Genomic DNA, 8,553 nt, shown 5'->3' with positions numbered 1-8,553 from the left:
CTCGGCCGCCTACACTCGGTGGGCCGCCCCCCCGTACTAATCCTCCCCCGTTCGCCGGTGGCTCTGCTGCCGCGAGGGGGCTTCCGGCGAGACCTCCTCAGGCCCCGGCGTCATCTCGGGTCACGGTGCCGATTCTCACGATGCCGGTCGAGCGGCGCGGACGGTGTACGGATGTCCCTTCACGGATGGAGTCCCTTCACGGAGGGGCGGCTCCGCGGCCGGTCTCCGGGGCGCGGGAGCTCAGCGCCTGCGGCGCCAGGACCCTCCGCCCCCACTTCGTACGCCCGCCGTACCGACTCCGGCCTGGTGCAGGGCGAGCAGGAGCAGCCCGCCGAGCAGGAAGGTCGTACCGCCGATACCACCGATGCTGGTATTGATCAGATCAAGCAGAAGGCCGAGGCCGAACACGACAGCGGCGGCGATTGCGAACATGCGTCACCTCGTTCCGGTGGAAAGGTCAAGGAGCTGCTCCAGCAGCGCCCGGTAGTCACGCAGGGCGGTGCGGAGGTCTTCGGTGTCGTGCCGGTCGGTGTCCCGCCAGCGGGACCGAAGCTCGGTGGTGCGGGCCTCCAGCGCGGCGTGCAGGGAGTCCGTGAGCTCCGCGACGAGGGAGTCGGCACATGCCACCGAGTCGCGAGGATCGTCCACGAAGCCCGTCTGCACCTCCTGCCAGCGATGCCGTACCTCCTCGGCGTCCTGATCGAACAGCGCCCCGTCGGCGGCGGGCGAGGCCGCCGGGTGCGCGGGCCGGGACCGGTCGTCATGGACGGCCGCCTCCGGATCTACCCGGTCTATCCGGTCAGCCGGATCTGTTGGATCCGCGGAGTGGGCCGGGTCCGTCGCGTTTATCCAGTCCGCCTGGCGTGCCGGATCCGCCGGTTCTACCTGATCAGCCGAATGCGTCGGGTGCGCTGGATCTGCGGAGTGTGCCGGGTCCGCCGGGTTCATCCGGTTCGCCTGGTGCGCCGAGGCAGGGGTGAGGGTGCCGTCGGACCCGCCCAAGGCGGCCGGCGACGAATCGCCGCCGAGGATGTCGTCGTGCCGGTCGCCGGGCCGATCGGGAAGGGCGTCGGCGGAGCCGTCGTGGTGCTCCAGGGGGGCGCCGCGTCGAGACTCCTCGACCCCGGGGGGCGCCTCGGCCCGCCGGGGCGGAACGGTCAGATCGTCGTCGGCGTGCTTGTGGACCAGGCGATCTTCGTCCTGGCCGATTCGGTCGTTCATCGAACCTCCTTGGGTACGGGGACCCCCGCCTTCGGGCGGGGCACGGAACGTGGTTCGGCGGCGGGTCCGTCGATGGCCTGGTGGCGACGGCCAGGCCACCGGACGCGTGATCCGATCACCGTCATGGTGAATCGCGTCGGCCGGTCCGCCCGGTGATCGTCTCCTCGCGATCCGGACCGGTCCGGATCGGGGAGTGGTCACCGTTGGCCGCGCCGTCGGAGGCCGCGAGCAGTTCCTCGAACAGGGCGCGGTAGTGCACCATGGCCTGCCGGAGCTCCTCGGTGGAGGCCTCCTTACGGGCGGCACGACTGCTGATCTCGTGGGCCTGCCGGTAGTGGTCGAGGGTGCGGCCGTGCGCGACCGACAGGTCGGAGAGCCGCTGCTCGAAGTTCTCGGTCGGATAACCCCGCTCCGCCATCACGGAGGTCACCAGGTGGTCGGCCTCGGTCACCGCGAAGCCCGGCGCGTCCACGAAGCGCTCCTGGACCTCCATCCACTTCCTGGCGTAGGTCTCGCGGGTCCCCGCGTCGAGCGGGCGGATGTCAAGAGAGCCGAAGCGCTGCTCGCGGGCCAGAAGCTCCTGTTCGGCCTCCCGCCGGGTCTCGCGCTCCTGCACGGTACGGTCGTACTCGGGGCCGAATCGGTCGCGAAGTCGGTGTCGGCGTTGCTGCTGCAGTACGGCATAGCCGACTGCGACGATCGCCACCACCACGGCCACGACGACGGCCACCCAGATCACGGTGGACATGCCTGCCTCCGGTTGCGTAAGCGTTTGTCCCCGTGCGCTGCCCCAGGGGCAAGCCTCGAAACCGGCCTTCACCGCTCGTGGTCCCCGGCGCTCTCCTGCTGCGCCCGCCACCACACGGACCGCCCGCCGGCATCTGAGCGGCCTCCCCGCCGCGTGCGGGCCCTTGGGACGCCGCCGTCCGAAAGGCGACGTCCGGCTCCGTCAGCTCCGGGTGGGGTCGAGGGCCCCGCGCGCCTCGGCGAGGAGCGCTCCAACAAGCGACCCCTCGGGAGAGGCCGGAACCTCCCTGAACCCCTCCTCGGGCTCATAGGCGATGTCCAGGCCGCCGGAGACCAGTCGATCGGCCCAGCGCAGCGCCGTATTGAGCTTGTCGGCGGGGATCACACGCCCCTGCGCGACCGCCGACAGGTTGCGCAGGTTCGTCGCCGGACCGGACTGGCTGTGCGCGCGCCTCAGCTTCCACGGGATGGCCCGTGAGTGGTCGAGCATCCGCTTGGAGAGCCCCGAGGCCCGCTTGGCCTGCAGGATCCCCGACTCGCTCACCCCGAACCGCGAGGCCAGTTCCGCGTTGGACAACCCTTCCCCGGCCAGCCGCCGAAGCTCCTCCTGGTCGATCAGCGCCTTGCGCCCCACATCCACCTCGTTCTTCACATGATCACATATGTCCGGCGGACACCATGGCGTACGCATGTCCGTCCGATCTGCGCTAAGGTTATGACGTCCCGCCCGAGAGGGCGAAGGGCAGACCGGGACGTAGCGCAGCTTGGTAGCGCACTTGACTGGGGGTCAAGGGGTCGCAGGTTCAAATCCTGTCGTCCCGACCAGATTTTCGCTGGTCGGCAAGGGTGTCTCTCGAATGAGAGGCGCCCTTTTCGCTTTTTGGGTGACCAACTGAGTGACTATCGCTCCGTTCGTGTGAAGATCCGGTCCATCGCCTCCGGGCCGTTGAGGAGCACCGGGCGGATCTGCTTCCGGTAGACCGCCTCTGTCACCGCCGTTCCGCTGTGGCCGACGAGGCGCGCGATGTCCCCCAGGGGGACGCCGCAGTCCGACAGCAGCGAGACGAAGCTGTGCCGCATCTCGCGAGGAGTCCAGTCCCAGCCGTCAGCCCGGCGTCTTTCACGATCTTCCGGAACGTCCGTCGTACGTTGTGGGAGTCCAGGGGAGTGCCGACCAAGGAGGCGAAGACGAGATCGCTCTCCTTCCACCTGGCGCCCGCCGCCTGTCGTTCCCCGTCCTGCTGTGTCCGGTGCTCCCGGAGGGCCTCGACGCACCGGCGAGGCAGCGCGAGGGACCTCCGGGACTTCCGGGTCTTGGTGTCGCCCCCTCCCGCACGGAGCGCCACACGGCGATCCACGGGGGAGCGTCGGTGCCCGGTTCCCCCGTGAGATCCACCTCCGACCAGACGAGCGCCCGCAGTTCCTCCGTCCGCGCGCCGATGAGAAGCGAGAGCACCACGTGCGTACATCCGTGTGTCCCGCTTGAGCTTGGCGTAGAGGGCATTGAGCCGGCCCCACCGCTACCTCCACACATTTCCCTCCGTAGTGCCTGGCCGCCCGGCAGCGCCAACTATCCCCCGCAGTACAAGGCCCCGGTCCCTGGAATGCGCCTTCAGGGGCCGGGACCGGACGGTGCGGCGGCGCATCAGGGGAAGTCCGCGCCGCCGCACCCGCCTTCAGGAGGTGAGCCGTGGCGGTGGGAACTCCGGTCGCACTACCACCGGCACCTCACGGCCCACGGCGGTGGTCAGCGAGGCCCCGTCAGGAAGCTCGCAGAAGACCACCATCTGACCGGCGGACCGGTCCGTATTGCCGGTAAGTGGCAGTTGGTCACTCACCCGCCCCCACACCAGCCCCGGCCGGTCCGGAGCCGCTTTCCAGTCCTGCGCCCGTACCGGAGCCATCCGAAACGGAGTGTTCTGTTCGTAGGCCAGCAGCAGGCCCCACCCGGCACGCACCTCTTTCGCAGGCCGGACATGGGCTTCCTCCGCCGCACTCACACTGGACCTGCGCTCAGCCTTGGTGCCGGGGGATGCAGGGCGCGCAGCCGGGCATACCGGCGAGCCACCCGCACCGCCGTCTGTTCTGGGTCGCCGCACCGGTTCGAGGCGTACACCGCCCGCCGCTCCTGGGCGTGCCAGCCGGCGCACCACCAGTAGCGGTCGCCGTTGGACCACACGATGAGCCCGGTCCAGACCGACACCAGCGCCAGCCCGTAGCCACCGTGCACATCGCAGGCGATGCCCTGCCGGGCCAGGGCATCGCGCAGCCGTTCGGCCGCCCGTACCGCCGGGCAGTCGTACGACGGCCTCGGCGACGCCGGACGAGACGCCCTGGACGGCGGGTACGGCGTCATGCCCGCCCGGTCCCGTTCTCTCTTCACCGCGTCGCCCCCAGCGCCCTGGCGATCAGGACCACGACCTGTTCCGGCTCTGCCCGGCTGATCGTCTGCGGAGCGGGGGAGGCAGGCAAGGAGATCACATAGCACTCGGTGCGCGGCCCCATGATCACGGTGGCTTGACGTCGGCCCACGGAGTCGATCACCACCAGCTCAGGAGGACGCCGGATCAGCCAGGATCGGACGGGAGGCTTGTCCGGCCACTGGGTGGTGTCCGGGCGGCCGGCGAACAGCCCCAGGCTGATCGTGTGGTCGAGACGGACACGGATGCCCCGCTTCTGGAGAAGCCGTTGCACGACGATCAGTGCTTTGCTCTGCCGGTCCACTGTCGTCTCATCACCGGAAAGGGGTGCGCGGCCTTTGGAGCCGTTCGTGGCGTTCATGGCTCCAGTCCTTCCTGGCCACGGAGCTGCCGGGCGAGGTCGGGGATGGTGTCGGCGTCGACCGTCTGGCAGAGACCGCGTTCCACCTCTTCATCGGTGAGGTGCCGGCCGTTTCGGGTGGCCCATAGACGCCCCTCGGAGCTTCGCCAGATGCACCAGCCGGGAAATGCCGCCTGGAGGTCTTCCAGAATCACGGGGGTTGACATGGAGTAAGCGTTGGTCGGTGAGAGTGACGAACCCACCTCGTTCTGGAGACGTCCAGGACGTTTCAAAGTTAGAGTCGAAAACGTCCCTGACGTCCTCGCTTCCCCGAGGTGAATAGTGGCCAATGTCTCCTTACACCGCGCAATGCTGGACGCGAAAGTCAACGATCAGCGCCTTGCGGACCATTGCGGGGTGGACGTCAAGACTGTGGCACGCTGGTTGCAGGACGAAGCGCGAATCCCGCATATGCGGCACCAGTGGGCCGCCGCTGAGATCTTGGGAGTTGAATCGGCAGTGCTGTGGCCAGAGGCGATCCGCAACACCGTGAAAACCGGCCCCGACCGGGAGATCCTGACCGTCTACCCCTACCGGTCGGCCTGCCCCAAGTCCGTCTGGCGCGGCCTGATCACCTCGGCCCGCAACGAGATCGTGTTCGCCGGGTACACCAACTACTTCCTGTGGCTGGAACACCCCAACCTCGCCAAGGCCCTCAAGCGCAAGGCCGAGCAGGGCTGCAAGATCCGCTTCCTGGTCGGCGACCCGGACAGCGAGGTCACCCGCAGCCGTGAGGAGGTAGAGAACGTCCCGCTGACCGTCTCCACCCGCATCCGCATCACCCTGTCGGAGATCGAACAGGTCCGCGGGGTGCCCGGCATCGAGGCGAGGTTCGGCGACGAGCACATCGCCATGAGCGTCTTCCGCTTCGACTCCGAGATGCTGGTGACGCCGCACCTGGCCAAGCTGGTCGGGCACGACTCGCCGATGCTGCACCTGCGCCGCTATCAGGACGACGGCCTGTTCGACCGGTTCGGCTACCACGCCTCCGAGCTGTGGAGCAACGGCCGCGACGTCTGGGCCGAGGAGTCGAAGGAGCACGCCGAGAGCCCGAGTCCTGGGTGACCAACTGAGTGACAACGACCACGGGCGGCGTCGGACGGCGGATCGCCGTGGATAGTTTGTGCAGGTGGGAGCGGGTATAGTCCATGATCCCGCCCCCACCGGCCTTGCCTGGGGGCAAGGGGGCGCAGGTTCAAATCCTGTCGTCTCGACCAGGTTTCAGCTGGTCGGCAGGGTGTCACCCGCAAGGGAGACACCCTTTCCGCATTCTGGGTGGCTGCTCCGTTCACGTGAAGATCCGGTCCATCGCCTCCGCGCCGCCAAGGGGCACCGGGCGGGCCTGCTTCGATAGACCGTTTCGGTGACCGCCGCCCTGACCGGCCCCGCGCCCGGACCTGCTGGTGCCGCGGGCGGAGGACGGCAGGGCGACGGTCTCAAGCACGCGGGAACCGCGGTGTGGCCGGTCGTGCGGGAGACGGGGGATGCCCGACGCCCTGTGATCTCGGAGCGGACCCGGGGGAGATGTTCCCCGATGGGACCATGCGCCACCACCGCGATCACCAACCATGGGAGTAGCCCCGCCGGCCGGCGGCTGCGATGACGGTCTCGTGATGGCGGGGTGACACGCGGGTGACGGCTTGGACCGATCCTGGCGGCAGAGGCTCTACGGCTACGGGGCTCTGCGGCTATGGGACGAGGGAGGCCGAAGGCCGATGACGACGAAATTCACCTATCCCGGTGTCTATCTTGAGGAGGTCGAGAGCGCGGTCCGTCCGATCGTCGGCGTGGACACGTCCATCACGGCGTTCGTCGGCCTGGCTCTGGAAGGACCGCGCACCCCGACGACGGTCAACAGCTGGACCGAGTTCGATACCGTGTTCGGCGGGGTGTGGGCCGGCAGCGAGCTGAGCTACGCGGTCTACCAGTTCTTCCTCAACGGCGGTGCCAAGGCGATCGTCGTACGGGTCGGCGCCGACACCCAGTACGCCGTCATCGATCTCGGCGACGGCGTCAAGCTGCGAGCCAGGGCGGCCGGTACGGCCGGCAACACGCTCACCGCGACCGTCAAGCACGACAGCGCGGACAGCAAGCACTACACCCTGACGATCAAGGTCTCCGGTACGGTGGCCGAGACCTACGAGGTGTCGGTCGACCCCAACCTGCGCGGGCGGTGGCTGGACCGGGCGCTGGACACCTCCCGGCTGGTCGGCCTGGCCGACGGCAGTCCGGCGGACAGGCTCCTGGCCGAGGTGACCGACAAGCCGGCGCCGGCGGTCGGTGACGTGACGCTCAATCCCGCCGACGTGATCGGCGACCCGGCCGGGCGCACCGGCATCCAGGCCCTGCTCGACGTACCGATCTTCAACCTGCTGGTGATCCCGCCGCAGCTCGCGCCTCCGGCGGCCGGGGCGGCCGACACCCGGGACACCCTCTGGGCTCCGGTGGTCGACGCGGCGGCCCGATTGTGCGTGGACCGCAGGGCGATGCTGCTGCTCGACCCGCCCTTCGCCTGGACCACCGCCGCCACCGCGACGACCGGGGCGCGCGCGGGGCTGCCGGTCACCGGCGTCGCCGGGCGCAACGCGGCCGTCTTCTTCCCGCGCGTCACGATCTCCGACCCGGCCGGAGGCCCCGACCTGACCGTGGGGCCCATCGGCACCGTGGCCGGGGTGTTCGCCCGGACCGACACCCTGCGCGGGGTGTGGAAGGCACCGGCGGGAGTGGACGCCTCGCTGGCGGGTGTGCGCTCGGAGACCGTGGCGCTGACCGACGCGGAGAACGGCGACCTCAACCCGCTGGGCGTCAACTGCCTGCGCAGGTTCCCCGTCTACTCGCACGTGCTGTGGGGGTCGCGGACCTGCCGGGGCAGCGACGAGGTGGGCGACCCGTGGAAGTACGTCCCGGTCCGCAGGCTCGCCCTGTTCATCGAGGAGACCCTGTTCCGCGCCACCAAGTGGGTGGTGTTCGAGCCCAACGACGAACCGCTGTGGGCGTCCATCCGGCTGAACGTCGGCGCCTTCATGGACGGTCTGTTCCGCCAGGGCGCGTTCCAGGGCCGGACCGGCCAGGAGGCGTTCTTCGTCAAGTGCGACAGGGAGAACAACCCCCAGGCCGACATCGACGTCGGCGTCGTGAACGTCGACGTCGGTTTCCAGCCGCTGAAACCCGCCGAGTTCGTGCGCATCCGCATCCAGCAGAAGCGTCCCGACGCCTAGGAGCAGCGACATGGCCCAGTTCTCCGTCAACACCACCCGCCTGGACCCGTACAAGAACTTTAAGTTCCGGGTGAAGTGGGACAACAAGTACGTCGCCGGGATCAGCAAGGTCAGCGCCCTGCGCCGGACCACCGAGGTGGTCGAGCACCGCGACGGCGGCGACCACTCCAGCATGCGCAAGTCGCCGGGACGCACCAAGTACGAGCCGATCACCCTGGAGCGTGGCGTCACCCACGACCCCGAGTTCGAGCTGTGGGCCAACAAGGTGTGGAACTACGCCAACGCCCAGGCGGGCCCCGACCAGCGCGACCGCGAGGTGGCACTGGCCGCCTTCAGGAAGGACCTCGTCATCGAGGTCTACAACGAGGCGGGCCAGAAGGTACTGGCCTACCAGGTCTTCCGCTGCTGGGTGTCGGAGTTCCAGTCGCTGCCGGACCTCGACGCCAACGCCAACGCCATCGCCATCCAGCACCTGAAGCTGGAGAACGAGGGATGGGCGCGCGACGTGAGCGTCCTGGAGCCCACCGAGCCGGACTTCTGAGGGGGG

12 protein-coding genes and 1 tRNA gene are annotated in these 8,553 nt (G+C 69.2%); 4 read left to right on the top strand and 9 right to left on the bottom strand.

Annotation, left to right across the window (positions count from 1 at the left end; genetic code table 11):
* Positions 1-240 precede the first annotated feature (240 nt).
* The 4 genes from ACWEF2_RS29620 to ACWEF2_RS29605 form a co-directional block, all read right to left on the bottom strand.
* Positions 241-432, bottom strand: a complete 192-nt coding sequence (locus ACWEF2_RS29620) for a hypothetical protein (RefSeq protein WP_355590515.1) — start codon at positions 430-432, stop codon at positions 241-243.
* Between the two features lie 3 nt (positions 433-435).
* Positions 436-1,221: a hypothetical protein gene (locus ACWEF2_RS29615; protein ID WP_453819611.1), complete on the bottom strand. Its 786-nt coding sequence runs from the start codon at positions 1,219-1,221 to the stop codon at positions 436-438.
* A gap of 121 nt (positions 1,222-1,342) precedes the next feature.
* Positions 1,343-1,969, bottom strand: coding sequence for a hypothetical protein (locus ACWEF2_RS29610; protein WP_453819610.1), 627 nt, complete (start codon positions 1,967-1,969; stop codon positions 1,343-1,345).
* A 201-nt stretch (positions 1,970-2,170) separates the two neighbouring features.
* The gene (locus tag ACWEF2_RS29605; protein ID WP_453819609.1) at positions 2,171-2,620 is read right to left on the bottom strand and encodes a hypothetical protein; all 450 of its coding nucleotides are present in this window, start codon (positions 2,618-2,620) and stop codon (positions 2,171-2,173) included.
* Between the two features lie 96 nt (positions 2,621-2,716).
* Here ACWEF2_RS29605 and ACWEF2_RS29600 point away from each other — a divergent pair.
* Positions 2,717-2,793: transfer RNA gene (locus ACWEF2_RS29600), tRNA-Pro, on the top strand.
* 75 nt (positions 2,794-2,868) lie between these two features.
* On the opposite strand, the gene ACWEF2_RS29595 is transcribed toward ACWEF2_RS29600, so the two are convergent.
* The 4 genes from ACWEF2_RS29595 to ACWEF2_RS29580 all read right to left on the bottom strand — a co-directional run bounded on the left by ACWEF2_RS29595 (position 2,869) and on the right by ACWEF2_RS29580 (position 4,955).
* Complete coding sequence (locus ACWEF2_RS29595; protein WP_453819608.1) at positions 2,869-3,048, bottom strand: tyrosine-type recombinase/integrase; 180 nt, start codon at positions 3,046-3,048, stop codon at positions 2,869-2,871.
* Between the two features lie 916 nt (positions 3,049-3,964).
* The gene (locus ACWEF2_RS29590) at positions 3,965-4,351 is read right to left on the bottom strand and encodes a hypothetical protein (RefSeq protein ID WP_453819607.1); all 387 of its coding nucleotides are present in this window, start codon (positions 4,349-4,351) and stop codon (positions 3,965-3,967) included.
* On the bottom strand, positions 4,348-4,749 hold the full coding sequence (locus tag ACWEF2_RS29585; RefSeq protein ID WP_453819606.1) for a hypothetical protein: 402 nt from the start codon (positions 4,747-4,749) through the stop codon (positions 4,348-4,350). Before ACWEF2_RS29585 ends, ACWEF2_RS29590 begins: the two co-directional genes overlap by 4 nt.
* Entirely contained in the window at positions 4,746-4,955 is a 210-nt protein-coding gene (locus ACWEF2_RS29580; RefSeq protein ID WP_453819605.1) for a hypothetical protein, read from the bottom strand. Before ACWEF2_RS29580 ends, ACWEF2_RS29585 begins: the two co-directional genes overlap by 4 nt.
* 292 nt (positions 4,956-5,247) lie before the next feature.
* Between ACWEF2_RS29580 and ACWEF2_RS29575 the strand changes: the two genes are divergently transcribed.
* The gene (locus ACWEF2_RS29575; RefSeq protein ID WP_453819604.1) at positions 5,248-5,853 is read left to right on the top strand and encodes a hypothetical protein; all 606 of its coding nucleotides are present in this window, start codon (positions 5,248-5,250) and stop codon (positions 5,851-5,853) included.
* 223 nt (positions 5,854-6,076) lie between these two features.
* Here ACWEF2_RS29575 and ACWEF2_RS29570 read toward each other — a convergent pair whose 3' ends face one another.
* A complete protein-coding gene (locus tag ACWEF2_RS29570) occupies positions 6,077-6,232 on the bottom strand; it encodes a hypothetical protein (RefSeq protein WP_453819603.1) in 156 nt (51 codons plus the stop codon).
* A 271-nt stretch (positions 6,233-6,503) separates the two neighbouring features.
* On the opposite strand from ACWEF2_RS29570, the gene ACWEF2_RS29565 reads away from it, so the two are divergent.
* Positions 6,504-8,006, top strand: coding sequence for a phage tail sheath family protein (locus ACWEF2_RS29565; protein WP_453819602.1), 1,503 nt, complete (start codon positions 6,504-6,506; stop codon positions 8,004-8,006).
* A 10-nt stretch (positions 8,007-8,016) separates the two neighbouring features.
* Positions 8,017-8,547 carry a phage tail protein gene (locus ACWEF2_RS29560; protein ID WP_453819601.1) on the top strand — a complete coding sequence of 177 codons (531 nt, stop codon included), beginning with the start codon at positions 8,017-8,019 and terminating at the stop codon, positions 8,545-8,547.
* Positions 8,548-8,553 lie beyond the last annotated feature (6 nt).

The sequence above is a fragment of the Streptosporangium sp. NPDC004631 genome (assembly GCF_053601935.1).
Note: the sequence above shows the minus strand (reverse complement) of the source record. Positions and strands in the feature narration are given on the sequence as shown.